The 23,703-nt window shown below is 72.5% G+C and carries 22 protein-coding genes; 10 read left to right on the top strand and 12 right to left on the bottom strand.

Going from position 1 to position 23,703, the window contains the following annotated elements; translation table 11 throughout:
- Positions 1-29 precede the first annotated feature (29 nt).
- Positions 30-854 (top strand): hypothetical protein, encoded by an 825-nt coding sequence (locus RCG67_RS02150; protein WP_368824636.1) that lies wholly within the window; start codon positions 30-32, stop codon positions 852-854.
- 43 nt (positions 855-897) lie between these two features.
- Here the strand turns inward: RCG67_RS02150 and RCG67_RS02145 are convergent, their stop codons facing one another.
- The 4 genes from RCG67_RS02145 to RCG67_RS02130 all read right to left on the bottom strand — a co-directional run bounded on the left by RCG67_RS02145 (position 898) and on the right by RCG67_RS02130 (position 4,353).
- The gene (locus RCG67_RS02145; protein WP_368824635.1) at positions 898-1,989 is read right to left on the bottom strand and encodes a DUF8462 domain-containing protein; all 1,092 of its coding nucleotides are present in this window, start codon (positions 1,987-1,989) and stop codon (positions 898-900) included.
- Positions 1,990-2,148: 159 nt separating this feature from the next.
- Entirely contained in the window at positions 2,149-2,559 is a 411-nt protein-coding gene (locus RCG67_RS02140; RefSeq protein ID WP_368824634.1) for a VOC family protein, read from the bottom strand.
- Between the two features lie 85 nt (positions 2,560-2,644).
- A complete protein-coding gene (locus RCG67_RS02135; RefSeq protein ID WP_368824633.1) occupies positions 2,645-3,637 on the bottom strand; it encodes a GlxA family transcriptional regulator in 993 nt (330 codons plus the stop codon).
- Between the two features lie 77 nt (positions 3,638-3,714).
- Positions 3,715-4,353 (bottom strand): HD domain-containing protein, encoded by a 639-nt coding sequence (locus tag RCG67_RS02130; protein ID WP_368824632.1) that lies wholly within the window; start codon positions 4,351-4,353, stop codon positions 3,715-3,717.
- Between the two features lie 510 nt (positions 4,354-4,863).
- Here RCG67_RS02130 and RCG67_RS02125 point away from each other — a divergent pair.
- Together RCG67_RS02125 and RCG67_RS02120 are read left to right on the top strand one after the other, a co-directional pair.
- Positions 4,864-6,117, top strand: coding sequence for a S8 family serine peptidase (locus RCG67_RS02125; RefSeq protein WP_368824631.1), 1,254 nt, complete (start codon positions 4,864-4,866; stop codon positions 6,115-6,117).
- A gap of 461 nt (positions 6,118-6,578) precedes the next feature.
- Positions 6,579-8,048 (top strand): amidase, encoded by a 1,470-nt coding sequence (locus tag RCG67_RS02120; RefSeq protein ID WP_368824630.1) that lies wholly within the window; start codon positions 6,579-6,581, stop codon positions 8,046-8,048.
- Positions 8,049-8,126: 78 nt separating this feature from the next.
- Here the strand turns inward: RCG67_RS02120 and RCG67_RS02115 are convergent, their stop codons facing one another.
- The 6 genes from RCG67_RS02115 to RCG67_RS02090 form a co-directional block, all read right to left on the bottom strand.
- Entirely contained in the window at positions 8,127-8,774 is a 648-nt protein-coding gene (locus RCG67_RS02115; RefSeq protein WP_368824629.1) for a maleylpyruvate isomerase family mycothiol-dependent enzyme, read from the bottom strand.
- Between the two features lie 136 nt (positions 8,775-8,910).
- Positions 8,911-9,708, bottom strand: coding sequence for an IclR family transcriptional regulator (locus RCG67_RS02110; protein WP_368824628.1), 798 nt, complete (start codon positions 9,706-9,708; stop codon positions 8,911-8,913).
- A 7-nt stretch (positions 9,709-9,715) separates the two neighbouring features.
- Complete coding sequence (gene kduI, locus RCG67_RS02105) at positions 9,716-10,549, bottom strand: 5-dehydro-4-deoxy-D-glucuronate isomerase (protein WP_368824627.1); 834 nt, start codon at positions 10,547-10,549, stop codon at positions 9,716-9,718.
- Between the two features lie 23 nt (positions 10,550-10,572).
- Positions 10,573-11,880, bottom strand: coding sequence for a TRAP transporter large permease (locus RCG67_RS02100; RefSeq protein ID WP_058872935.1), 1,308 nt, complete (start codon positions 11,878-11,880; stop codon positions 10,573-10,575).
- The gene (locus RCG67_RS02095) at positions 11,877-12,410 is read right to left on the bottom strand and encodes a TRAP transporter small permease (protein WP_368824626.1); all 534 of its coding nucleotides are present in this window, start codon (positions 12,408-12,410) and stop codon (positions 11,877-11,879) included. The genes RCG67_RS02100 and RCG67_RS02095 overlap by 4 nt, the downstream gene beginning before the upstream one ends.
- Positions 12,410-13,414, bottom strand: a complete 1,005-nt coding sequence (locus RCG67_RS02090; protein ID WP_368824625.1) for a TRAP transporter substrate-binding protein — start codon at positions 13,412-13,414, stop codon at positions 12,410-12,412. The genes RCG67_RS02095 and RCG67_RS02090 overlap by 1 nt, the downstream gene beginning before the upstream one ends.
- 156 nt (positions 13,415-13,570) lie before the next feature.
- Between RCG67_RS02090 and RCG67_RS02085 the strand changes: the two genes are divergently transcribed.
- The 7 genes from RCG67_RS02085 to RCG67_RS02055 all read left to right on the top strand — a co-directional run bounded on the left by RCG67_RS02085 (position 13,571) and on the right by RCG67_RS02055 (position 22,802).
- Positions 13,571-14,596 carry a zinc-dependent alcohol dehydrogenase gene (locus RCG67_RS02085; RefSeq protein WP_368824624.1) on the top strand — a complete coding sequence of 342 codons (1,026 nt, stop codon included), beginning with the start codon at positions 13,571-13,573 and terminating at the stop codon, positions 14,594-14,596.
- Positions 14,593-15,348, top strand: coding sequence for an SDR family oxidoreductase (locus RCG67_RS02080; protein WP_368824623.1), 756 nt, complete (start codon positions 14,593-14,595; stop codon positions 15,346-15,348). Before RCG67_RS02085 ends, RCG67_RS02080 begins: the two co-directional genes overlap by 4 nt.
- Positions 15,345-15,980 carry a bifunctional 4-hydroxy-2-oxoglutarate aldolase/2-dehydro-3-deoxy-phosphogluconate aldolase gene (locus RCG67_RS02075; protein ID WP_368824622.1) on the top strand — a complete coding sequence of 212 codons (636 nt, stop codon included), beginning with the start codon at positions 15,345-15,347 and terminating at the stop codon, positions 15,978-15,980. Before RCG67_RS02080 ends, RCG67_RS02075 begins: the two co-directional genes overlap by 4 nt.
- Positions 15,977-16,918, top strand: a complete 942-nt coding sequence (locus tag RCG67_RS02070; RefSeq protein WP_368824621.1) for a sugar kinase — start codon at positions 15,977-15,979, stop codon at positions 16,916-16,918. Before RCG67_RS02075 ends, RCG67_RS02070 begins: the two co-directional genes overlap by 4 nt.
- Positions 16,919-17,073: 155 nt before the next feature.
- The gene (locus tag RCG67_RS02065; RefSeq protein WP_368824620.1) at positions 17,074-18,213 is read left to right on the top strand and encodes a metallophosphoesterase family protein; all 1,140 of its coding nucleotides are present in this window, start codon (positions 17,074-17,076) and stop codon (positions 18,211-18,213) included.
- Positions 18,210-20,840 (top strand): AAA family ATPase, encoded by a 2,631-nt coding sequence (locus RCG67_RS02060; RefSeq protein ID WP_368824619.1) that lies wholly within the window; start codon positions 18,210-18,212, stop codon positions 20,838-20,840. Before RCG67_RS02065 ends, RCG67_RS02060 begins: the two co-directional genes overlap by 4 nt.
- Before the next feature lie 177 nt (positions 20,841-21,017).
- Positions 21,018-22,802: an RCC1 domain-containing protein gene (locus RCG67_RS02055; RefSeq protein WP_368824618.1), complete on the top strand. Its 1,785-nt coding sequence runs from the start codon at positions 21,018-21,020 to the stop codon at positions 22,800-22,802.
- A 40-nt stretch (positions 22,803-22,842) separates the two neighbouring features.
- On the opposite strand, the gene RCG67_RS02050 is transcribed toward RCG67_RS02055, so the two are convergent.
- On the bottom strand, positions 22,843-23,133 hold the full coding sequence (locus RCG67_RS02050; RefSeq protein WP_368824617.1) for a hypothetical protein: 291 nt from the start codon (positions 23,131-23,133) through the stop codon (positions 22,843-22,845).
- A 147-nt stretch (positions 23,134-23,280) separates the two neighbouring features.
- Positions 23,281-23,559, bottom strand: a complete 279-nt coding sequence (locus RCG67_RS02045) for a dihydrofolate reductase family protein (protein WP_368824616.1) — start codon at positions 23,557-23,559, stop codon at positions 23,281-23,283.
- Positions 23,560-23,703: the final 144 nt, after the last annotated feature.

The raw sequence follows: 23,703 nt of genomic DNA, 5'->3' as shown, positions 1-23,703 counted from the left end.
CAGGAAGCACGTGGTCGTCGGGGGCCGTCATGAAGAACACCGGGAGCAGCAGCGGCGCCACCGTATGGGTGGTCCTGATCGCCGTGGTGGTCTTCTTCGGCCTGTTCCGGTTCCTGCTCCTGGGCGGGGCGGCCCTTCTCGGCCTGGCCCTGGCCGGGCTGCTGGTCTGGCTCAGCGCCGGCTTCATCACGAGCCGGACCCGCGCCGCCCGGCAGACCGCGCCCACCGACGACGACGCCGACGACGAGCAGCCGGCCGGTCCCCGCTGGTCCGGGCAGCCGTCCGCGGAGGAGGCCCGGGCGGCCGGGGCCTCCAACATGCGCACGGCCTGGATCTCGTGGCACCTCCGCTCCCTGCCCCGCCCGGAGGAGAGCAGGGACGCGCGGCTCCTCACCGGGACCCTCTCCGTGGTGCCCCAGGCGGACTGGGACGCGGACCGGCTCCGGCAGCACGGCCGGGCGCTGTGGTCCCTGCGCGGCAGTGCGCGGCGCCACGGCCTCATCGACCAGGTGGACGCCCGCCTGGACCGGGTGGTCGCGATGATCTCCGACGCGACCGACGAGGAGTTCGACACCAGCCTCGGCCAGGTCAACGACCAGTACCTGTACCACCCGGACCGGGCCGTCCGCACCGCCTACCTGGAGGGCGGCGCGCTGGGCGTGGAGCACATCATGGACGCCGTCACCGCCGCCCGGGCCCAGGCCCGCGAGGACGCCGCCACGAGAGCCGCCGCGGAGTCCCTCGCAAAACAGCGCACCGCCGCACTGCGCGCCCTGCGGGAGACCCGCCGGCCCGCCGAGGACCGGGATGCCCGCACCGCCTGGGACGAGGAGGCCCGGAAGCTCGAGGAGTGACCCGGGCCGGCCCCTGCGGCAGTGGTCGGGCCGCTGGGGTCCGTCAACCGCTCCGGCGCAGGTGCTCGCGCAGTCCGGGGATGGCGAAGCGGACCAGCCCGTACCCGGCCGGCTCGATCAGTCCGGCGTCGATCAGCCGGGTCCTGTAGTTGCCGACGGTGTTCGGCCTGGCCCCGATCCGGGTGCCGATGTCCCCGGCGGTGGACGGCCCGTCGTCCTGGGCCATGGCACGGAGGAAGTCGAGGTCCCGCGGGGAGGCCGTCGAGAGTGCTGCTTCGATGACCACGCGCTCGTTGCGGCGGTGCGCGGCGGCGACCGCCTGGTCCACCATCTCGTCCGTGAGCGCGGAGGAGACCTGCTCCGCCTCCTGCCACAGGAAGTACCCCACCAGCTGGATCAGGAACGGATAGCCGCCGGTGGCCTCGGCGGCTCGCCGGGCCCGGTCCTCCTCCAGGGTGAAGCCGCCCGCCGCGAAGGTCTCCACGTAGGACTGCTGGACCTCGCCGATCGCGGCCGCGTGCAGGTCGATCCGGTCGGCGCGGCGGAGGAACGTGGCCACCCCCTCGTTCAGCAGGTCGGACACCGCCGCCGGCAGGCCGGCGAAGAGCAGGCCGATGGGCAGGCCCGCGCGGATGAAGTGCTGCACGTCCGCGGCCAGCTGGGCGATCTCCTGCCGGTCCGCGGCATGGATCTCGTCCACGGTGATGACCAGACCGGTCCGCTGTTCCTCCAGCAGGCGAAGCAGCCGCAGGCCCTCCTCGCGCCACTCCAGCTGCTGGTCCGGCGGCAGCTGGGTGGTGAAGCCGAACCCTGCCGCCGTGACAGCGGTGAGCCGCCGGCCCCGGGGTCCGCTGCCGAGCTCGTCGGCCAGCCGGCGCATGGCGTTGCCGATGCGCGCCGTGAAGCCCCGTGTTGCCGTCTCGGACACGACGGCCCAGCCCTGGGCGCGGGCCAGGTCCTCGGCCGCGCCCAGCATCACGGTCTTGCCTACGCCACGGGCTCCCGTGAAGACGGTGAGCAACCCGGGAGCCCCCGAACGGAGACGCAGCCCGTAGGCGAACTCGTCCAGGACGCCGGCCCGGCCGATGATCTCCGGCGGGGAGGCTCCTGCTGTGGGGCGGAAGGGATTCTCCACACTCCTCCTGTGAACGTCGGTGAATCTTGTGAATCTTGTGAATCCAGCGTACTGCCCGAGGACATGTTCCGGTCCTCGGGCAGCGCCACGGGCCCCGCCGTCGGGAGGGCACCTGCGCAGCCGGAAGCGCGGAGGCGGAGTGCTGGCCCGGGGGCCGGCTCACTCCCGGGCCGTCAGGAGCGGGTCCATCCACACGATGTTCCACCGGTGTCCGTCCGGGTCGGCGAACACCCGGTGGCTCGTGTAGCTGTCGTCCTCCCGCTGCCCGGCGGTGGCGCCGGCGGCGACCGCCCGGTCGACCAGGACGTCGACGTCCTCGGGGATGTCGACCAGCAGGGCGAAGCTTCCGCTCACCGTGCGGCGGGGATCCGCGAGCTCCTGGCCCTCGCCGATCGCCTGCTGCATGAACCGCCGCTCGACGAGCGTCACCCCGAAGTCCTCCCCGAGGTCCAGGATCAGGCTGCGCCCCTCGGCCATGCCGGGCGCCGTCCGCCAGCCCAGGGCCTGGTAGAAGGACCGTGAGCGCTCCAGGTCGGCGACGGGGACGTGGGGAAAGAACTTGTACGCCACGGGAACTCCTGGAGCATCGACGGGCCGGGGTTCCATGCTCCTCCGGTGCCGCGGGCGGCACAACGGTGCCACCGCGCCGCGGCGGTCACACCGTTCGCCGGGGCCGATCGACGTCGCCGGTGCCGGTGCCGGTGAACCGCGCGCGGTACTGGCCGGGCGATACGTCGAACCGCGCCACGAAGGTCCGGCGCAGGGTCTCGGTACTGCCGAAGCCGGCGGCGCGAGCGGTCTCGGCAACACCGTGCCCGGCGTCGAGGAGGCCCTTCGCATGGTCCAGGCGGGTGCGTTCGACGAACTTGGCCGGGGAGATCTGCAGCTCGGCCGCGAAGAGCCGTGCGAGGTGCCGGGGGCTGACGCCGACGGCGGCGGCCAAGGCGTCGGCACTGTGGTCGAGGGCGGGCTGCGCGCAGACGCGGTCGACGGCGGCGCGCAGCACCGGCGTCCGCGGCGGCGGTGCCTGCAGCGGGGCGGAGAACTGGGACTGACCGCCGGGGCGTTGCATGAACATCACGAGGCCGCGGGCGACGTCCCGGGCGAGCCCGGGCCCGTGGTCGCGCTCGACCAGGGCCAGGGCGAGGTCGATGCCGGCGGAGACGCCGGCCGAGGTGAACACACCGCGGTCCTCGACGAACAGGGCGTCCGGTTCCACCCGGACGTCGGGATGCGCGCGGGCCAGGAGCTGGGCGTGGCGCCAGTGGGTGGTGGCCCGCCGGCCGGAGAGCACCCCCGCGGCGGCGAGGACGAAGGACCCGGTGCAGATGGAGACCAGCCGGCGGGCGGCGCTCCCGGGCGAGCGGACCGCCTCGACCAGCGCCTCGGGCAGCGGCGCGGAGACGAGGCCGTCCCCGCCCGCGACGATCAGCGTGTCGACGTCGGACAGCTCGGCGACGGCCGCGTCCACGGGCAGCCGGAGCCCCACGGAGGTGCGCACCGGCTCCCCGGACGGCGAGGCGTAGCTCAGCACGTAATCGGCGCCCAGCGCGGTGGCCTCGGCGAACACCTCGGCCGGGCCGGCGACGTCGAGCATCTTCACGCCGTCGAACACGAGGAACACCACACGCCGGGTCTCGGTCAGCACGAGCCCACGCTACCGCTCACCGTCGCTCGTCGCCCGCCGGTCCGCCGGTCCGCCGGTCCGCCGGAGATCGTCCGGGCTCATTCGGGCCAGGCGTTCTCCTGGATGATGCGCACGAAGTCCTCCCGGTGGAAGTCGGGGTCGAAGTGGGCGAGCACGTCGTCGTTCATGGTGCCGAAGGTGGTCTCGGGCCGGTCGGCCATGCCGTCGTAGAAGGCGCGGAGGATCTTGTTCTTGAAGTCCGGCCGCGGGTGCGCGGCGACGACCTCGGCGCGGTGCTCCTCGGAGATCTCGTCCAGGTCGAGGCCCAGCACATCGGTCTCGACGCCCAGGGTGACCACGGCGACCTCGGGCGCCAGGCGCAGGGGGATCTCCGGGGTGGTGTGCAGGGCGATCGCCAGCCACACGTTGCGCGCCTCCTCCGCCGAGCGGCCGTGGTCGCGCAGGAACGCCTGGGCCGCCTCGGCGCCGTCGATCTCGAAGCGCTGGCGCTTCGTGCGGTGCTCGTCGGTGAGGCCGAGGTCGTGGAACATGGCACCCACGTAGGCGAGCTCTGGGTCCACCTCGGCCCCGCGCGCGGCGGACTTGAGCATGCCGAAGAGGAAGACCCGGCGGGAGTGGTTGAACAGGCTCTCGTCGGCGGCCCCCCGGACCAGCTCGGTGGTCTCGCGGACGAGGGCGGAGTCCGGAACGGTGATCCCGGCGATGGTCTCGGGCATGGTGTCTCCTCTGCTCGGGTGCTTGCGGGTGCGGCACGGCGTGCGGGACCGGTCCGCGGCCGGCGCCTCCCCTCACTCTCTCCCGCCGACGGCTGGGAGCGCACCGTCCGGACGGACGACCTGCCCACAGATCCGGACGCCCCGGAGCTCGTAGGGGGTGGCCGCGAGCCGGCGGACAACAGCATGCGTCAGGCCGCAGACCGCTGCCAGGCTCCGCTTGCCCGGATCTCACCCGTGACTCCCCCGGTCACCATCAGTCAGATTCCCTGCTCCGGCGTTCGATGTATCGACAAGACGATCCATCCGGAGGAAGCTTGGCCTACGCGAGACAGATCGCCCGTAGACCCAGAACAGCGTACTGGCCGTACAGCGCAGGCCCCGATCCCGTCGGTCCGAGGGTGGATCGGACCAGTTGGTCCGACTGGCTTGGTGTCCTGCGGTGAAGGACGCGGCGACGGAAGAGCTTCTCGCATACTGCCCGGTTGCCGGAACCCTTATCGGAGCTTCCTCATGAGAACAAAGATCCTGGCGAGTTTCCTAGCGGTGACGATGGGCGTCGGTGCCATGACCTTCGCCACCCCGGTCAGTGCCGCGCCCGAGGCGTCACACGTGGCGGGCCAGATCATGGTGAAGTTCCGCGACAACGGAGCGGCAGCAGACGTGCTACGCCGGCTCGGCCTTGAGGTAGGGCCCGGGATCGGGAGCACGGGCGCTCGCCTCATCACAGTGCCGACCGGCAAGGAGCTTCAGTTCGTCGAGGCTCTGAACCGGAATCCGGCGGTCGAGTACGCCGAACTGGACCAGGTGGTGACTCCCGCTACGACCGACGAGTACTTCCCTCGGCAGTACGCCCTGCAGAACGATGGACAGTCATTCACCAACACCAACGGGGACATACTGGTGGCCGCGGGCACGGCGGACGCTGACGTCGATGCCGTCGAGGCGTGGAGCGTCACGACCGGGAGTGACATCAGAGTTGCCGTACTCGATTCCGGTGTGGCCAACGACAACAGTGACATCACACCGAATGTAGTAGCACGTGCGAACTTCACCAAGGGTGAGTCCGGGGACGACAACTACGGCCACGGAACGCACATGGCAGGCAGTGTCGCCGCCACCGCCGACAACAGTGCAGGCGTGGCCGGTGTGTGCCCGGGGTGCAAGGTCCTGGACGGGAAGGTTCTCGATGACAGCGGAATCGGGTCCAGCTCGAGCCTCGCCAACGGCATCAACTGGTCGGTCAACAACGGCGCGAAGGTGATCAACATGAGCCTCGGCGTGCGGGCGACACGAACTCTCGAAACCGCCGTCGACAATGCGTGGAACAAGGGTTCGGTGCTGGTTGCCGCAGCAGGCAACGGAGGCAACCAGCGGAAGATCTACCCGGGCGCTTACCCGAACGTCATCGCCGTCGCGGCTACCGACAACAACGACGCCAAGGCATCGTTCTCCACCTACGGGTCCAGCTGGGTGGATGTTGCGGCACCCGGGGTCAACGTCTACTCGACCTTCCCGAATCACGAGTTCGTCCTGGGAACACAGAACAACCGCTCCTGGGGTTACGACGTCGGCAACGGCACTTCGGTGTCCTCAGCCATAGTCGCTGCAACTGCTGCGCTTGCCTGGAGCGCCGACCCCGGTGCAACACACACCTCAGTGCGGACCAAGGTCGAATCGACATCCGACAAGATTGCCGGCACCGGCACCTACTGGGCGCATGGCCGGGTGAACGCCCACAACGCCGTCTGCAGCAATTGCGACTGAGAAACAGTCCGGACAGTTCTTCCGGGACAGACGCTCGGCGCAGACGATGACGATCGCCGAGCCGGCCACGACACTGAAGGTGACCGCTCGGTGGTCGCAGCGCACGGCCGGCACCGGAAGGCCGGCAACCGAGCGATGATGCATGGGGTGACCCGGAGATCCTCATGCCGACAGCGGCGATGTGTTCGGCCGGCGAAACGACGGGGAATCAGCTCCACCCCCCCTCCCGGTTGATATCCGGAAATGAATAATCACGGCAATCTCGGTCTCTATGAGGTATTGAAGCACGGCTTCGATCCCTGCTTCACTGAGTTCACCCACCACGGGGGGTGACGCAGCTCACAGAGCGGGGCGCCGACCCTCGTCGCGGACAGCTTGGCGCGGGCCCCAACTCGTTGCGCGAGCACGCCTTACCACTGTCCGCGGAGGGATTCCACGCTGCCGCTCGAAGGGGAACACCCATGACCATCACCAATGTCTCGCCCAGTTCGGCGGCACCCGGCGCCTCCGGTTCCACTGAGGAGCTGTGGCGGTGGACCGCCACCGATCTCGCCCACGGGATCGCCACCGGCGTCATGTCCAGCCGTGAGGTGGTCCAGAGCTGCCTGTCGCGCATCGAGGAGGTCAATCCGCGGCTCAACGCCTTGGTCGAGGTGCGCCCCGAGGAAGCGCTGTCCATGGCCGACGACGCCGACCGCCGCCGCGCCGCGGGAGAAGAGCTGGGCCCTCTCCACGGTGTGCCGGTGTCCGTCAAGATCAACTCCGACCAGGCGGGCTACGCCACCACCCAGGGGGTGGTGGCGTTCAAGGACGCCGTCGCCGATGAGGACAGCCCGCACGTGGCCAGCCTGCGCCGGGCGGGGGCGGTGCTGATGGGGCGCAGCAACTCCCCCGCGTTCGCCTATCGCTGGTTCACCACCAACGATCTGCACGGGCGGACGCTCAACCCATGGGATGCCTCTCGCACACCGGGCGGGTCCAGCGGCGGAGCGAGTTCGGCCGTGGCATCGGGCATGGTCCCGATCGCCGGCGGCAACGACATCGGCGGATCGGTGCGCGACCCCGCCTACGCCACCGGAGTGGTGGGCCTGCGGCCGACTGCCGGCCGGGTGGCCCAGACCTACCACCCCGACGATGTCGATGCCTCGCTCTCCGTGCAGACGATGCTCGTCCAGGGGCCGCTGGCCCGCAGCGTGGCCGATGTGCGGCTGACGATGAGCGCGCTCAACGACTTCAGTCACCGTGATCCGGCGTTCGTGCCCGGTGCGCGTGCTGTGCCACGCCCTGCAGGTCCGATGCGGGTCGGACTCGTGCGCGACCTCGGCGTCGCGGCGCCTGCTGCGGAGGTCAGTGCATCGTTGGACCAGGCCGCCGGCTATCTGCGGGATGTGGGCTACGTGGTCGAAGAGATCGGGCTGCCCGTCCTCGCCGAGGCCTACCGGCTCTGGTACCTGCTGTGCATGGAGGAGTTCCGCCTCGCCATGCCGCTGGTCAACGAGGTCGGAGACCACGGGATGAAGAAGGCCGCCGAACACTACTACGCCGTGGCCGCCGACTGGTGGGGCGAGAAGCCGACTCTCGAGCAGTTCGTCAACGGATACTCCCGCCGTGGCACTCTCATCCGCAGGCTCGGTGAGATCCTCGAGACCTACCCGCTGATCGTCCTGCCGGTTTCTGCCGAACAACCCTTCGAGCAGGACGCCGACATCGCCAGTGTGGAACGGATGCGCCAGGTCATGGCTGCTCAGGCCTCCATGATGGCCATCCCTGTCCTCGGGTTCCCGGCCATGTCAGTGCCCACAGGCGTGGTCGGTGGTCTGCCGAGCGGGGTGCAGCTGCTCGGTCGGCGCTTCGACGAAGACACTTTGCTCGACGCCGCGACCGTCATCGAGGCTCGTTCGGGCACCTTCACCCCGCTCGATCCCCGTTGAGCCGAGGGCGTGCATGAGGGCGGGCCCGGACCGTGGCGGTGCCCACGGACCGGGCCCGCCGCGACATCGGCCGTGAGGTCATTCACCGGTTGAGCAGCGGGACCGCAGGATCGAGAGGCCCTCACCCGTGAGGTCGTCGCAGAAGGCCTCACGGCCGGCCATCGCCATGGTGAGCGCCAGCGTGGGCCCGCTGACCAGGGGCCCGGATCCGGACTCGAACGGGCCGTCGGTCGCCACGAGATGCAGGCCCTGGGCGGCGCTGCGGCTGGGCACCGCGAAGTCCTTGCGCACGAAGAACCGTGCCACCGCGGTCACGGTGTCGACCGGGGGCGTGCGCGGCAGGCCGAGCGGGCGGCGGACGTCCTGGCCGTGCACGACGACCTCCCCCAGCCACGCCGCGGTGTCCTTGGAGGGTGCCACGGTGCTCCCGACCACGTCCCGGAAGCGCCGGAGCGTCTCGGCCGGGGTGGCGCCCCGGTGCTCCTCGAGCCGCCGCTGGTTGTGCAGGTCGAAGTCGAAGCGGGCCCCCAGCACGCTCCGGAGCCAGCGGAGCCGGCCGGTGCTCGCGGCCGCGGTGAGGTGGGCGACGACGTCCTCCACGGTCCACCGACCGCACAGGGACGGCGCCGCCCACTGCCCGCGGTCCAGGCCGGCCAGGTCCTCGGCCAGGCGTGCGCGCTCGGCGTGGACGGCCGCCCACAGGTCCTTCCGGCTGCTCGGCTCCATGCGTCCACTCAAGCACACGCCGCCGGAGCGCGCTCCTGCCCCGCGAACTCACCGTGTCCACTCCACCCGGGCGCACGGACACCGGCATCTCGGGTGTCCGCGGTGAGTTCGGCGGCGCCCGGAGCGCGCCGCCGTGCTACTCGCCGGCGCGACCGACCGAGGAGCCGAGCGCCCGGGAGATCGCGTCGGCGGCGGCGATCGCCTGCGGCGCGAACTGCTCGATGCTCGAACCGGGGTGCTCGAGCGCGATCGACGAGATCGACAGGCCGTACGTCACGTGGCCGAGGTGGTCGCGGATCGGCGCGGAGACGCACACGGTGCCGGCCTCGTTCTCGCCGAGGTCGAGCGCGTAGCCGCGCTGCCGCACTTCGGCGAGCTCGGCGTGCAGCCGGCCGGCGTCCGTGATGGTCCGGTCGGTGCGTGCCGGCAGGCCGACCTCGGCGATCAGCCGGTCCACCTGCTCGGGGGGCCAGTACGCGAGCACGGCCTTCCCCATGCCCGAGCAGTGCATCGGCATGGACAGGCCCACGCGGGACGCCATCCGGTAGGGCTTCGACGAGTCCTTGCGGATGACGTAGACCATCTCGAAGCCGTTGACGACGCCGACGTGGATGGTGCAGTCGACCTCGCGCACGAGCTCCTCGACGATCGGCTCCGCGAGGAAGGAGATGTCGAGCCGCGAGATGGCCCGCCCGGCGATGCCGAGGAAGCGGGAGCCCGGGTGATAGCCGCGATCGCTGTCGCCGGTGATGAACTTCTGCTCGACGAGCGTCGCGAGGATCCGGTGCACGGTGGCCTTGGCCAGCCCGGTCTCCTCCACGATGTCGGTGAAGCGGTCGTAGAGGATCGCGGCCTCGAGCACCCGCAGCGTCTTCTCGCTCGCGCCCGCCGAGGGCGCCGGTCTCGTGTCGAGCGCCTGCGGCTCCGTGGTCATGGCCACCTCATCTCATGTCGACGATCGCGACGCCGTCCATGTCGTCGAAGGACTGGTTCTCGCCGGCCATCGCCCACACGAACGAGTAGTTCGACGTTCCCACGCCCGAGTGGATCGACCACGACGGCGAGAGCACCAGCCCGCCGTCGCCGACCAGCAGGTGGCGCGTCTCGGACGGCTCACCCATGAGGTGGACCACGCGGGCGTCCTCGGGCACGTCGAAGTAGACGTAGAACTCGGTGCGGCGGTCGTGCGTGTGCGCCGGCATCGTGTTCCACATGCTACCGGGGTGCAGCTGCGTCACGCCCATGACCACCTGGCAGCTGCGCACCCCGTTCTCGTGGATGTACTGGTTGAGCGTGCGGCGGTTCGAGGTCAGCGGGTCGCCGAGCTCGCGCACCGTGCCCTGCCCCGGCTCGACGAGCGCGGTCGGGTACGTGGTGTGCGCCGGCGCCGAGAAGCCGTAGAAGCGGGCGGGGGCGGCGGCGTCGTCGGACTCGAACGAGACGTCCCGGACGCCGCGGCCGAGGTAGAGGCACGCGCCGGTCGCCATCGGGTGGCGCTCGCCGTCGGCGACGACGGCGCCGCCCGCACCGATGTTGACGATGCCGATCTCGCGGTGGTCGAGGAACTGGTCGCTGCGGATCTCCGGCACGGCCTCGAGGGCCAGCGGCGCGTCGGTCGGCACGGCGCCGACGGCGACCACGCGGTCGTAGTGGGTGACGGCGGTGCGCACGCCGCCGGGGACGAAGAGGTCCTCGACGAGGTAGCGCTCGCGCAGCTGCTGCTGGGTGGCGCCGGGGATCTGCTCGGGCGAGGTGGGGCCGTGGACGGCGGTCATGGTGTTTCCTTCCGGTGGGGTGTTCAGAGCAGGCCCATGAGGCCGGGGAGCCACAGGGACAGCTGGGGGACGAAGACGATGACGAACAGCAGCGCGATGAGCACGAGCAGGAACGGCACCAGTTTGACGATGACGGGCTCGAGCTTCAGCTTCGCGACCTGGGCGCCGACGAAGAGCACGGGCGCCGAGGGCGGCGAGATGACCGCGATCGAGAGGTTGAAGACCATCACGATGCCGAAGTGCACCGGGTCGATGCCGTAGGACACGGCGATCGGCAGGAAGATCGGCGTGAAGATCAGGATCGCCGGCGTCGGGTCGAGCGGGATGCCGATCAGCAGCAGCACGAGCATCATGATCAGCAGCACGACGACCTTCGAGTCGGTCCAGCCGAACAGCGACTCGGCGATCAGCTGCGGCAGCCGGGCGTAGGTCATGACGTAGGACATGATCGTCGAGACCGCGATCAGGAAGATCACGATCGCGCTCGTCCGGGTGGCGTCGAACAGGATGCGCGGCAGGTCCTTGGCCGAGACGGTGCGGTAGAGGAACGAGAGCAGCAGCGAGTAGACCACGGCCACGGCCGAGCCCTCGGTCGGCGTGAAGAAGCCGACCACGATGCCGCCGATCGCCACCACGATCAGCCCGAGCGAGGGGACCGCGCGCCACAGCGTGGCCAGGAGGACCGAGAGCTCGGGCCACGGCTCGCCCCGCAGCTCGGGGTGCCGGCGCGCGTAGGCGAAGCCGACGGCCCCGCAGGCCAGCGCCCACAGCAGGCCCGGGACGTAGCCGGCCACGAACAGCGCGCCGATCGACGTGCCGCCGGCGGCGAGCGAGTACACGATGAGGGTGTTGCTCGGCGGGATCAGCATGCCGGCCGGCGCCGAGGCGATGTTCGCCGCCGCGCTGAAGGCCCGGTCGTAGCCCGACCGCCGCTGCATCGGGGACATGGTGGAGCCGATCGCGGCGGCGCTGGCCACCGCGGAGCCGGAGACGGAGCCGAAGATCGCGTTGGCGATCACGTTGGTCTGCACCAGCGGCGCGGGGGTGCGCCCCACCAGCACGCGGGCGAGGTTGATCAGCCGCTCCGCGATGCCGCCGGTGTTCATGATCACGCCGGCGAGGACGAAGAACGGGATGGCGAGCAGCGCGAACGAGTCGACCCCGCCGACCATCTGCTGCGCGGCGGTGACCGCGCCCCGGTCGAAGTCGACGATCAGCAGCATGCACAGTGCCGACGGCAGGCCGATGGAGACGGAGACGGGGGCGCCGACCGCGAGCAGCAGCACGAGCCCGCCGATCAGGATGGCGCTGATGGCAGCGGGATCGATCACAGCGCCGCCGCCTCGAGGTCTTCGTCGACGCCCACGTGCCCCTGGTAGCCGGGGAAGAAGGTGCCGACGAGGTGGATGGTCAGGTAGACGGTCAGCAGCACGCCGGAGACCGGCAGGGCCAGGTAGAGCTGGCCCTGCGTGAGGGGCAGCAGCGGGTTCTGCTGCCCCCACGCCAGGACGGACTGCTGGAGGCCGCCGAAGACCATCACGTACAGCACGAAGGCGAGCGTCGCGAGGTACGCGATCACGTCGGCGCCGCGCTGGACGGGGACCGGCAGCCGTTCGACGAGGAAGTCCATGATGACGTCGGCCTTCTCACCGACCGCGATCGCGATGCCGATCAGGCTGACCCACACGAAGGCGTGCCGTGCCGCCTCCTCGGACCAGGCGCTCGGCTGGCCGAGCACGAGGCGGGTGAAGACCTGCCACACCACCAGCAGCACCAGCAGCGCGAAGAGGCCGACGCAGATCCCGCGGAGCGCGCCGTCGAGCCACGCCCGCGCAGTGGTCGTGAGTTCCGTGGTGGCCATCAGCCGCGCGCCGCCTCGATCGCGTCGTAGACCGAGCGGGCCAGGTCGCTGGTGACGCTCTCCTCGTGCAGCGGCTGCACGGCCTCGCGGAACACCTCGACGTCGACGTCGTTGAACTGCGCGCCGGCCTCCTCGGCGGCGGCGGTGGCCTCGTCGACGGCGGTGCCGAACAGCTCCAGCTCGGTGTCGACCGACGCCGTGAGCAGCTCCTCGAACACCGCGCGGTCCTCCTCCGGGATGCCCTCCCACACGCCCGGGTTCGCGACCAGGTAGTCGGGCATCATGAGGTGCTCGGTGCGCGAGTAGTACGGGGCGATCTCGTCGTGCGAGAGCGAGGAGTAGATGAGCTCGTTGTTCTCCGCGCCGTCGAGCACGCCTGACTGGATCGCGGTGAAGACCTCGCCCTGCGCCATCGGCGTGCCCACGCCGCCCATGAGCTCCATCATGCGCACGTTCGTGTCCGAGCCGATGACGCGGATCTTCTGCCCGGCGAGGTCGGCGGGCGTCTCGACCGGCCCCTCGCTCGAGTACACGTTGCGCACCCCGCCGTGGTAGGCGGTGAGCACCTGGATGTCGTCGTCGACCAGGGTGTCATAGAGCTCGCCGACGACCTCGCGGTCGTTGAGCACCGACAGCTGGTGCTCGGGCGACTCGTAGAGGTAGGGAAGGTTCACGGTCGAGAAGTCCGGTTCGAAGTTCTCGAGCAGCGGCCCCGCCACGACCGCGAGGTCGATGGTGCCCGACTGCACCTGCTCGATGGTGGCCGCCTGGTCACCGAGCGTCTCGTCGGTGTAGAGCTCGAGCGCGTACCGGCCGTCGGTGCGGGCCTCGAGCTCCTCCGAGAGCTCGGTGAGCGCCTGCGCCTGCGGGTGGTCGATGTCCTGGTTGAAGGCGACGCGGAAGGTCGTCCCTGCGCCGTCTCCCGCCTCGGCGGAGCAGGACGCCAGTCCCGCCGTCATGACCGCTGCGACGCCCATCGTGCCCAGCATCCGTCGTCCCTGCATGAGTTCCTCCTCGGTGAGTCGCCGTGGCGACGTGATTTGCGCCACTGGCGGGGTCAGGGGCTACTCTAACCAGACAGAACCGAGTTGCGCCAGATGGAACTCCGAACAGAACTGAGTTTCACAAAGTGGCGGACCGGCCTCACGAAGGAGACGGCAGTGCGAGCAGCGAGATACATCGGCGGCGGGCGGATCGAGGTCGGCGGTGCCGAGCCCCAGCGCCCCGGGCCGGGCGAGGTGACCATCCGCGTCGCCTACAACGGCATCTGCGGGACCGACCTGCACATCGTGCAGGGACACATGGACGCGCGCGTCGCGGCCCCGGCCGTGATCGGGCACGAGATGAGCGGCGTCGTCGACGCGGTCGGCGACGACGTCGACACCCTGGAGATCGGCCGGCCCGTCACCGTGATGCCGCTGCGCTGGTGCGGCGAGTGCGCCTCCTGCCGCGCCGGGCACCAGCACATCTGCCAGCGGCTGGACTTCGTCGGCGTCGACTCGCCCGGCGCGCTCCAGGAGCAGTGGACCGTGCCGGCCTCGCTCGTGGTGCCGCTGCCCGAGGGCGTCTCCCTCCAGCACGCCGCGCTCGTCGAGCCGCTCGCCGTCGCGGTGCACGACGTGCGCCGCTCGCGGCTGACGGCGGGCGAGACGGCCGTGGTCATCGGCGGCGGCCCCATCGGCCAGCTCATCGCCGTGGTCGCCCGCGCGGCCGGCGCCGAGGTGGTCCTCGCCGAGCCGGACGCCGCCCGCCGCGCGTTCGCCGAGCAGCAGGGCGCCGTCGTCGTCGACCCCGCCGCCGAGGACCTCTCCGCGGTCGTCGCGGAGCGCACCGCCGGTGCCGGCGCCGACGTGGTCTTCGAGGTGGCCGGCACCCGCGGCACCGCCCTCGACGCCACCCGCCACGCCCGCACCCGCGGCCGGGTCGTGTTCGTCGCGATCCACCCCGAGCCGGTGCCGGTCGACCTGCACCGGATCTTCTGGCGGGAGCTCGAGGTGCTCGGCGCCCGGGTCTACGAGCGGGAGGACTTCGAGCGTGCCGTCGGCCTGCTCGCCGAGGGCGCCGTGCCCGCCGACGCGCTGATCACGCGCGTCGTGCCGCTCGAGGAGACGATGACCGCCTTCGACGCGCTGCTGTCCGCGGCCGCGATGAAGATCCTGGTCGACGTGCAGGGGGTGTCCCGATGAGCATCTCCCTCGACCTCACCGGCACGACCGCCGTGGTCACCGGCGCCCGCCGCGGCATCGGCTTCGCCATGGCGGAGGCGCTCGCGATGGCCGGCGCCGACATCATCGCCGCCTCCACCCGCCAGGAGGCCGACGGCGGGGCGATCGGCGGGCGCGTGCGCGAGCTCGGCCGCGCCTTCGAGGGCCACGCCGTCGACTTCACCGACCGCGAGGCCGTCCGCGCCTTCGGCGACGCGGTGCGGGACCGTGCCGACATCCTGGTGAACAACGCCGGCACCATCCGCCGCTCCCCCGCCGCCGAGCACCCCCTCGAGTGGTGGGACGAGGTGCTGGACGTGAACCTGCGCAGCCAGTTCGTCCTCACCCAGACGGTCGGCGCCTCGATGGTCGAGCGCGGCGGCGGCCGCATCATCTTCACGGCCAGCCTGCTCAGCTTCCAGGGCGGCATCAACGTGCCCGGCTACACCGCGGCGAAGTCCGGCGTCGTCGGCCTGGTGAAGGCGCTCAGCAACGAGTGGTCGCGGCACGGGGTGACCGTCAACGCCATCGCGCCCGGCTACATCGCCACCGACAACACCGCGGCGCTGCGCGCGGACGAGGACCGCTCGCAGGCGATCCTCGAACGCATCCCCGCCGGCCGGTGGGGGCGGCCGGCGGACCTGCAGGGGGCCACCGCGTTCCTCGCGAGCCCGGCCGCCGCCTACGTCACGGGCGTGACACTGCCCGTCGACGGCGGTTGGATGGCACGATGAGCGACCTCACCGGAACCCGCCCGCCGAGCCTCGGCGGCGTCGTGCCGCTGGCGACCGTCCAGGACGCCTCCGCCGCCGACACGATCGCCGACGGCCTGGTGGCCGGCGGCCTGCCCGTCCTCGAGGTCGCGCTGCGCAACGACTACGGCCTGGCGGCGATCGAGCGGATCGCCGCCCGCGGGGACGTGGTCGTCGGCGCCGGCACCGTGCTGAGCGTCGAGCAGCTGCGGCGCAGCCTCGACCTGGGCGCGTCGTTCGTCGTCGCCCCGGGGCTCGACGAGGAGGTGGTCGAGGCGGCCCTCGCCGCCGGCGTGCCCGTGCTGCCCGGCATCATGACGCCGAGCGACGTGCAGCGCGGGATCCGCCTCGGGCTCGACCGGCTGAAGCTCTTCCCGGCGGGAGTCGCCGGCGGACTGGCGCTCATCGGCGCGCTGGCGCCCGTCTTCCCCGGCATCGGCTTCATGCCCAGCGGCGGCGTGAACCCGGCGAACCTCGCCGAGTACCTCGCCCACCCGGCCGTCTTCGCCGCCAGCGGCTCGTGGATCGCCTCGGGCGAGCGGGTCGCGGCCGGGGCCGGCGCGGTCGAGGCGGCCGCGCGCGAGGCCGTCGCCGTCCAGGAGGCGGCGGCATGAGCGTCATCACCCTGGGCGAGTCCCTCGGGCTGCTCGTCGCCTCCCGGATCGGCCGGCTCGAGCTCGTGCCGTCGATGGACCTGGGCTTCGGCGGCGCCGAGAGCAACGTCGCGATCGGGCTCGCCCGCCTCGGCGTGCCCGTCACGTGGGTGGGCCGTCTCGGCGACGACGCGCTCGGCCGGCTCGTCGAGCGCCAGCTGCGCGCCGAAGGGGTCGTGCCGGTCGTCACCCGCGACCCGGACGCCCCGACCGGGCTCATGCTCAAGGAGCGTCCCACGGCCGGGGCCAGCGCCATCAGCTACTACCGCGCCGGCAGCGCGGGCTCCCGCCTGGGGCCCGCGGACCTCGACCTCGACCGCGTCCGCGCCGCGCGCGTGCTCCACCTGACCGGCATCACCGCCGCCGTCAGCGGGTCCGCCCGCCGCGCCCTCGACGCGGCGATCGATGCGGCGCACCGGGCGGGCGCGGTCGTCTCGTTCGACGTCAACCACCGCTCGCGGCTGTGGGACGCCGAGCAGGCGGTGCCCGTCTACCGCTCGCTCGCCGCCCGCGCCGACCTCGTCTTCGCGGGCGAGGACGAGGCGGAGCTGCTGACCGGCGAGCGCGGGCTGACGGCGCAGGCGGAGGCCGTCGCCGCGATGGGCCCGGCGCAGGTCGTCGTGAAGCGCGGCGAGCACGGCGCCGTGGGCTTCGAGGGCGGTGAGCGGGCGGAGGTGCCGGCGTTCGCGGTGCAGGCCGTCGACACCGTCGGCGCCGGCGACGCCTTCGTGGCCGGCTACCTCGCCGAGCTGATCTCCGGCGAGCCGCTGCCGGAGCGGCTCCGCACGGCCGCCGCGTGCGGGGCCATCGCCTGCACGGCGCCGGGCGACTGGGAGGCCGCCCCGGACCGCGGCGCGATCGCGCGGCTGCTCGGCGCCGGCGACCCCGTGCAGCGCTGACCGCACGCCGGGGAGGCGACGGGCCCGTCCGTCGCCTCCCCGGCACCCGGCAGGGGCGGACCGGGGTGCCGGGGCCTGCGGTGTCCGCCGGTGCCGATAGCGTGGCAGAGGAGCCGCACCCCAGGACAGCACCCCCGACCGCACGAGGAGCCTCGATGACGAGCATCCGTTTCCTCCACACGAGCGACTGGCAGCTGGGCATGACCCGGCACTACCTCGAGGGCGAGGCCCAGTCCCGGTACACCGGCGACCGGGTCGAGACGATCCGCCGCATCGGGGAGCTGGCCCGCGCCCGGGACTGCGCGTTCGTGCTGGTGGCCGGCGACGTCTTCGAGCACGCCAACCTGAGCCGGCGGGACGTGGGGCGCGCCCTGGACGCCATGGGCTCGGTGCAGCTGCCGGTGTACCTGCTGCCCGGCAACCACGACCCCCTCGGACCGGGGTCCCTCTACGCCCAGGAGGCCTTCCTCGGCGCGAAGCCGGAGAACGTGGTCCTCCTGGACGAGGTGGGCCCGTGGCCCGTCGCCGAGGGCGTCGAGCTGGTGGCCGCGCCCTGGCGCAGCAAGCGCCCCGACGCGGACCCGGTCGCCCCGGCCCTGGAGGGGCTGGCGGCGGACGGGACGCTGCGCGTCGTCGTCGGCCACGGAATGCTCGACGAGCTCGACCCCGACCGCACCTCCCAGGTCACCGTGCGCCGCGCGCCCCTGGACGAGTCGCTGGCCGGTGGGCTGATCCACTACGTGGCCCTCGGCGACCGGCACATCCGCTGGCCCGAGGACGACCGCGGGGCGATCCACTACTCCGGCACCCACGAGTCCACGGGCTTCCGCGAGCCCGGCCGCGGACACGTCCTCGAGGTGGCGCTGGACGGCTCCGGCGCCCGGGTCACCTCCCACGAGGTGGGGCGGTGGGAGCACCGGGTGCTCGAACGCCAGCTCGACGGCGCCGGCGACGTCGAGGCGCTGCGGGCCGAGCTCGCCGCCCTCACCCCGAAGGAGCGGATCATCCTCAAGACCGTGTTCACCGGCACCCTGAACCTCTCGGAGTCCGCGGAGCTGGACCGGCTGCTCGAGCAGCAGGCCGAGGTCTTCGCGAGCCTCAACGCCTGGGAGCGGCACACCGACCTCGCGGTCGTCCCCGACGAGCACGAGTTCGAGGACCTCGACGTCGGCGGATACGCCGCCGACGCCGTGACCGAGCTGCGCGAACTGGCCGCGTCCGACTCCGAGGACGCGCCCGCCGCCGGGGACGCGCTCCGGCTCCTGTACCGACTCGTGGGAGGACCTGCCCGATGAAGCTGCACCGTCTCCGGCTGGAGAACTTCCGCGGCGTGACCGCCCGCGAGGTCGAGTTCCCCGACGCGGGGGTCGTCGTGCTGACCGGCCGCAACGAGATCGGCAAGACCTCGATGATCGACGCCCTGGACGCGCTGATCGAGCTCCCGGACAACAGCAAGCACAAGAAGATCACCGGGGCGAAGCCCGCCGGCCGGGACGTGCCCGTCCTCGTGGAGGCGGAGTTCTCGATCGGACCCACCCGGGTCGTCTACACCAAGCAGTGGCTGAAGCGGCCGTCCACGACCCTCCGCCACGTCGGCGGGGACGGCCGCACGCTCACCGGCCGCGAGGCCCACGACGCCGCCGAGCAGCTGTGGGGCGGAGCCGACACCGCGCTGTGGAAGGCCCTGCGCTTCATGCAGGCCGGCGGGCTGACCCAGAACGCCCTCACCGACAGCGCGGCGCTGCGCCGGGCCCTGGAGTGCCACGCCGGCCAGGCCCAGGGCGACGACCGCGAGGTCGCCTCCCTCTTGGAGCGCGTGCGCGCCGAGTGCGACAAGTACTGGACCTCGACCCGGAAGAAGAACGCCCGGTTCGTCCAGGCCGAGACGGACTGCCGAGCGGCCGAGGCCGCCGCCGCGGAGACCGCCGAGGAGCTGCGGGACATCACGGTGGTCGAGGAGGAGCTGGCGGAGCTCACCGAGGTGATCGCCGCCACCGGCCGGAAGCTCGGCACCGCCCGCGCGGAGAAGACGGAGCTGGACCGGGCCGCCGGGGAGATCGAGGCCGTCCAGCGGCAGCGGCAGGAGGCGCAGCGCCGCCGGGACGCCGCCCGGGCCGAGCTGGACCGGGCCGGCGAGCGCTCCGCCCGGCGCGCAGAGCTCGTGGCCGCGCTCACCGCCGACGAGGAGCGCAGCACGGCGCTCGCCGGGGAACTGCTGGCCTGCGAGCAGGAGCTCGCCCCGGTGCGCGAGCACGCCGAGGAGGCCGAGGAGCGCCGGGCCGCGGCCCAGGCCGCGGTGCAGGAGGCCCGCGCCGCCCACCGGTCCGCGCGGGAGGACCGGAAGCACCTCGACGACGTCGAGCGCCACCGCCGCGCGCTCGAGATCCTGGACTCCCTCGAGGCGGTCCGGGCGCAGCTGGCCGAGCTGGGTTCCCGCCCCGGCACCGAGATCGACGAGGAGATCGTCGACGAGCTCGAGCGGGCCGAGCGGGCGGCGGAGAAGGCCGAGGCGGAGCTGGCGGCCGGCAGCGCCCGGGTGGAGCTCACCGCGCTGGGCCGCGCACGCCCGATCGTGCGCGGCGGCGAGACCGAGGAGGTCGGCCCGGAGGAGCCGTGGTCCGTGCCGGTGACGGACGAGGTCGAGGTCGAGATCCCCGGCGAGTGGCGGGTGCGGGTTCTCCCGGAGCAGGGCATCGAGACCCGACGGGACGCCGCCCGCACCGCCCGCGAGCGGTGCGCCGCGCTGCTGGCGCGGCACGGCGTCAGGTCGGTCGCCGAGGCCCGCGCGGAGTGGCGCGAGGCCCAGGAGCTGGCGCAGCAGGTGCGCGAGGCCGAGGCCCAGCGCGACCGCCTGCTCGGCGGCGAGGACGAGAGCCGCCTGCGGGACGACCGGGACCGCCTCGCCGCCGCGATCGAGCAGTACGGCGGCCGGCGCGACGACGCGGTGCCGCTGCCGGAGACCGCCGCCGCCGCCCAGGAGACGGTGGAGACCGCCGAGGCCGCCCTCACCGAGGCCGAGGACGCCGTGCACCGCGCCGAGGCGGCCGCCGAGGCGGCCCGGTCCGCCCTGCAGTCCGCCCAGACCACGCTGCACTCCCTCCAGGGCGCCGCGCTCGAGCAGGAGCGGGCCCTCACCGCCGGCAGGGCCCGGCTCGAGGACGCCCGCCGCGAGCTGCCGGACGAGGACCTCGACCGTGCCGCCGCCGCGGCGGCCGAGGCGCTCGCCACGGTCCAGGAGGAGATCGAGGGCCACGAGTCGGCCCTCGCCGGACTCGACGCCGACCGGGTGCTCGGGGACCGGCAGCACGTCGCGGACGAGATCGAGGGGCTCGAGACGCTGCTGGCCGGGCGGCGGGGCCGCCACAACTCCCTGCAGGGCCGGCTCGAGGGCATGGGCCGGGACCGGGTGCAGCTGGCCCACGACCAGGCCGGGACGCGGCTCGAGGCGGCCCGGCGCCACCTCGCCGGGGTCGAACGACGGGCCGAGGCCGCCCTGCTCCTGGAACGGACCCTGCTGGAGCACCGCGAGCGCGCCCACGCCCAGTACGTCCAGCCGTTCCGCACCGAGGTGGAGCAGCTGGGCAAGGCGGTCTACGGCCCGGACTTCGAGGTCCTGGTGAGCGGGTCCCTGGAGGTCGAGCAGCGCAAGCTCCACGGCGACTGGCTGCCGTTCTCCGCCCTGTCCACGGGCGCCAAGGAGCAGCTGGTGATCCTCATCCGGCTCGCCACCGCCCTGCTCGTGGACCCGGAGGACGGCGTGCCGGTGCTGCTCGACGACGCCCTGGGCCACTCCGATCCGCAGCGGCTCCGCCGGCTCGCCTCGGCCATCACCACCGCCGGGGAGCGGACCCAGGTGATCGTGCTGACCTCGAATCCCGAGCGCTTCGTGAACCTGCGGGAGGCCCACCGGATCGAGATGTGAGCCCGGCCGGAACCACCACGAGTCGGGCGCTCGGGATCCGGGCCCACCGGCGCGTTCCCGGGCGCCTCCGTCACACAGGAACGGCTCGAGGCACGGCTCGGTATGATTTGCATCAGTACTCGCCGGCCCTCGCAGCACGTCCGCGGTCGGTGCCCCTGCCGGCAAGGAGTCGCGGACATGGTGCGTCCCGGATTTCGTCTCTTCCCCTCGATCCTCGGAGTGCTGGTGGCCCTGGTGCTGCTGGGCGCCGCCGGTCTCGCCCAGGCCGGCACGGCTCCGGTGCGCGCCCAGGCGCCGCCGGGGGCTCCGCAGGTCGTCCCGCTGACGGTGCCGCAGGCCGAGCACGGCGGGGCGGTTCCCTTCGCGGACGTGCCCACCACCCACGATTTCTACGAGGAGATCTCCTGGCTGGCCCAGACCGGGATCTCCACCGGCTGGTCCGGGCCCGACGGCACCCGGCTCTTCCGCCCCTACCAGCCCGTGCTGCGCGACCAGATGGCCGCCTTCCTCCACCGCACGGCCGGCTCCCCGGCCGTCGACGCACCGGCGACCTCACCGTTCGCGGACGTGCCCACCAGCCACGGCTTCTACGAGGAGATCTCCTGGCTGGCCCAGACCGGGATCTCCACCGGCTGGTCCGGGCCCGACGGCACCCGGCTCTTCCGCCCCTACCAGCCCGTGCTGCGCGACCAGATGGCCGCCTTCCTCCACCGTCTCGACCCGCTCCTGCCGGGCCGGGACGTCCCGACCGCTGAACTCGGCACCGGCTACGAGGCGGCCTACGCGGTCCGGACCGACGGCACCGTCTGGGCCTGGGGCGGCAACTACGCCGGTCAGCTGGGCAACGGCACCACGACAAATTCCTCTTTCCCCGTCCAGGTCGCCGGGCTCTCCGACGTCGAGAGCCTGGCAACGGGCGGTGCCTCCGTGTTCGCACTCACGGCCGACGGCGCCGTCTGGGCGTGGGGCGGGAACCACGCCGGGCAGCTCGGGATCGGCACCACGGCGGGCTCCCCCGCCCGGGTCAGCGTCCCCGTCCGGGTCACGGGACTTCCCGGGGTCGAGAGCCTCGCGACGAACGGACGCTCCTCGTATGCGGTGACCACGGACGGAACGGTCTGGGCCTGGGGCTCGAATGCCTTCGGCGAGCTGGGCAACGGCAGCACGACGAACTCCTCCGTCCCGGTCCGGGTCACGGGACTGCCCGGGGTCGAGAGCCTGGCGGCGAGCGGTGCCTCCGCGTACGCCCTGACCACGGACGGAACGGTCTGGGCCTGGGGCTACAACAGGAGCGGTGAGCTGGGGAACGGCACCACGACGAACTCCTCCGTCCCGGTCCGGATCGCCGGACTGTCCGGGGTCGAGAGCCTCGCGACGGGCGGTTCCTCGGTCTACGCGCTCCGCTCGGACGGCACGGTCCGGGCCTGGGGCGGCAACCACGCCGGGCAGCTGGGCAACGGCACCACGACGAGCTCCTCCGTCCCCGCCCAGGTCACCGGGCTCTCCGGGGTCGAGAGCCTCGCGGCAGGCCTCGCTTTCGCGCAGGCACTGACGGAGGACGGCACGGTCCGGGCCTGGGGCGGCAACTACGCCGGGCAGCTGGGCAACGGCACCACGACGAACTCCTCCGTCCCGGTCCGGGTCACCGGGCTCCCCCAGGTCGAGAACGTCGCGGTGAACGGCTCGTCCGCGTACGCCGTCACGGCGGACGGCACGGCCTGGGCCTGGGGTCTGAACGGATTCGGGCAGCTCGGGAACGGCACCACGACGAACTCGTCCGTCCCGGTGCAGGTCGCCGGCCTCCCCCCGGTCCGGGAGCTCGAGCCGATGCACCTGGCCGCGCACGCGCTCACGCAGGACGGCACGGTCTGGGCCTGGGGCCGGAACCAGGTGGGGCAGCTGGGCACCGGCACCACGGCGGACTCCCCCGTCCCGGCCCGGGTGAGCCGGATCAACGGCTGACCTGTTGCGTGCGGCGCACCACCCACCGGGCGGAGGCGCGTCACGCGGATCCGGAGGAGTCCCCCACCGGGCGAGCCTCCAGGAGCCCCACGAACATGGTCCGGTGCAGCCGGTCCACGTGCTGGTGGGAGATCTGCACCGCCGTTGCAGCGTCGCGTGCGGCCAGTGCCCGGACCAGCCCGATGTGGTCGTGGTTCGACACGTGCAGCTGCTCGATCGGGTAGGGAATGAAGTAGCCGTACAGCTGCTCGAGCACCTTCAGGTACTCCGCCGTGGCCGTCCCGACGGCGGCGACCTCCGCGACGGAGCGTCCGCGTCGCCTGACCAGCACCCCTCCGATCCGCAGCGGCTCCGCCGGCTAGCCTCAGCCATCACCACCGCCGGGGAGCGGCCCCGGGTGATCGTGCTGACCTCGGACCCCGAGCGCTTCGTGTACCTGCGGGAGGCCCACCGGATCGAGATGTGAGCCCCCTCGGGGTCAGGAGGTCGGCCCTCCACCCGAGGGCGCCATCGGGCCCACCACGCGGTAGGTCGCGCAGACGAACGCGCGGTTGCGGGCCACGTCCGTCAGCTCCAGGTCGAAGCGGCGGGGGAACAGGGGGCGGCCGGCACCGAGGGTGACCGGCGCGATGGAGACCATCAGCTGGTCCAGGAGTCCGGCCTCGGCGAACTGGGCGGCCAGGTCGCCGCCGCCGACGGCCCCGCGGCACGGGGATCCCTGCCGTGGCCGGCGCCCGAGCGGCTGTTCACCCTCCATCATCGTCGGTCGCCGGTGACGCACAAGAGCTCCTCGGCCACCCGGCCGCTTTCCTCGTCCCGGGCGGAGACACATCCGTCCCGCCCGCTCCTGGTCGACGTCGGTGTGAGGTGACGCACATAGAATCGACACCGACGACATGAG

The sequence above is a fragment of the Kocuria cellulosilytica genome (genome assembly GCF_040981245.1).
Lineage (GTDB): Bacteria > Actinomycetota > Actinomycetes > Actinomycetales > Micrococcaceae > Kocuria > Kocuria cellulosilytica.
This window is presented reverse-complemented; position numbering and strand designations above follow the sequence as displayed.

Coding starts and splice junctions, on each gene's coding strand:
- RCG67_RS02150 (WP_368824636.1), top strand. CDS start 30: ATGAAGAACACCGGGAGCAGCAGCGGCGCCACCGTATGGGTGGTCCTG.
- RCG67_RS02130 (WP_368824632.1), bottom strand. CDS start 4,353: ATGCCCGAGACCATCGCCGGGATCACCGTTCCGGACTCCGCCCTCGTC.
- RCG67_RS02125 (WP_368824631.1), top strand. CDS start 4,864: ATGAGAACAAAGATCCTGGCGAGTTTCCTAGCGGTGACGATGGGCGTC.
- RCG67_RS02120 (WP_368824630.1), top strand. CDS start 6,579: ATGACCATCACCAATGTCTCGCCCAGTTCGGCGGCACCCGGCGCCTCC.
- RCG67_RS02115 (WP_368824629.1), bottom strand. CDS start 8,774: ATGGAGCCGAGCAGCCGGAAGGACCTGTGGGCGGCCGTCCACGCCGAG.
- RCG67_RS02110 (WP_368824628.1), bottom strand. CDS start 9,708: ATGACCACGGAGCCGCAGGCGCTCGACACGAGACCGGCGCCCTCGGCG.
- kduI (WP_368824627.1), bottom strand. CDS start 10,549: ATGACCGCCGTCCACGGCCCCACCTCGCCCGAGCAGATCCCCGGCGCC.
- RCG67_RS02095 (WP_368824626.1), bottom strand. CDS start 12,410: ATGGCCACCACGGAACTCACGACCACTGCGCGGGCGTGGCTCGACGGC.
- RCG67_RS02090 (WP_368824625.1), bottom strand. CDS start 13,414: ATGCAGGGACGACGGATGCTGGGCACGATGGGCGTCGCAGCGGTCATG.
- RCG67_RS02080 (WP_368824623.1), top strand. CDS start 14,593: ATGAGCATCTCCCTCGACCTCACCGGCACGACCGCCGTGGTCACCGGC.
- RCG67_RS02075 (WP_368824622.1), top strand. CDS start 15,345: ATGAGCGACCTCACCGGAACCCGCCCGCCGAGCCTCGGCGGCGTCGTG.
- RCG67_RS02070 (WP_368824621.1), top strand. CDS start 15,977: ATGAGCGTCATCACCCTGGGCGAGTCCCTCGGGCTGCTCGTCGCCTCC.
- RCG67_RS02065 (WP_368824620.1), top strand. CDS start 17,074: ATGACGAGCATCCGTTTCCTCCACACGAGCGACTGGCAGCTGGGCATG.
- RCG67_RS02060 (WP_368824619.1), top strand. CDS start 18,210: ATGAAGCTGCACCGTCTCCGGCTGGAGAACTTCCGCGGCGTGACCGCC.
- RCG67_RS02055 (WP_368824618.1), top strand. CDS start 21,018: ATGGTGCGTCCCGGATTTCGTCTCTTCCCCTCGATCCTCGGAGTGCTG.
- RCG67_RS02045 (WP_368824616.1), bottom strand. CDS start 23,559: ATGGAGGGTGAACAGCCGCTCGGGCGCCGGCCACGGCAGGGATCCCCG.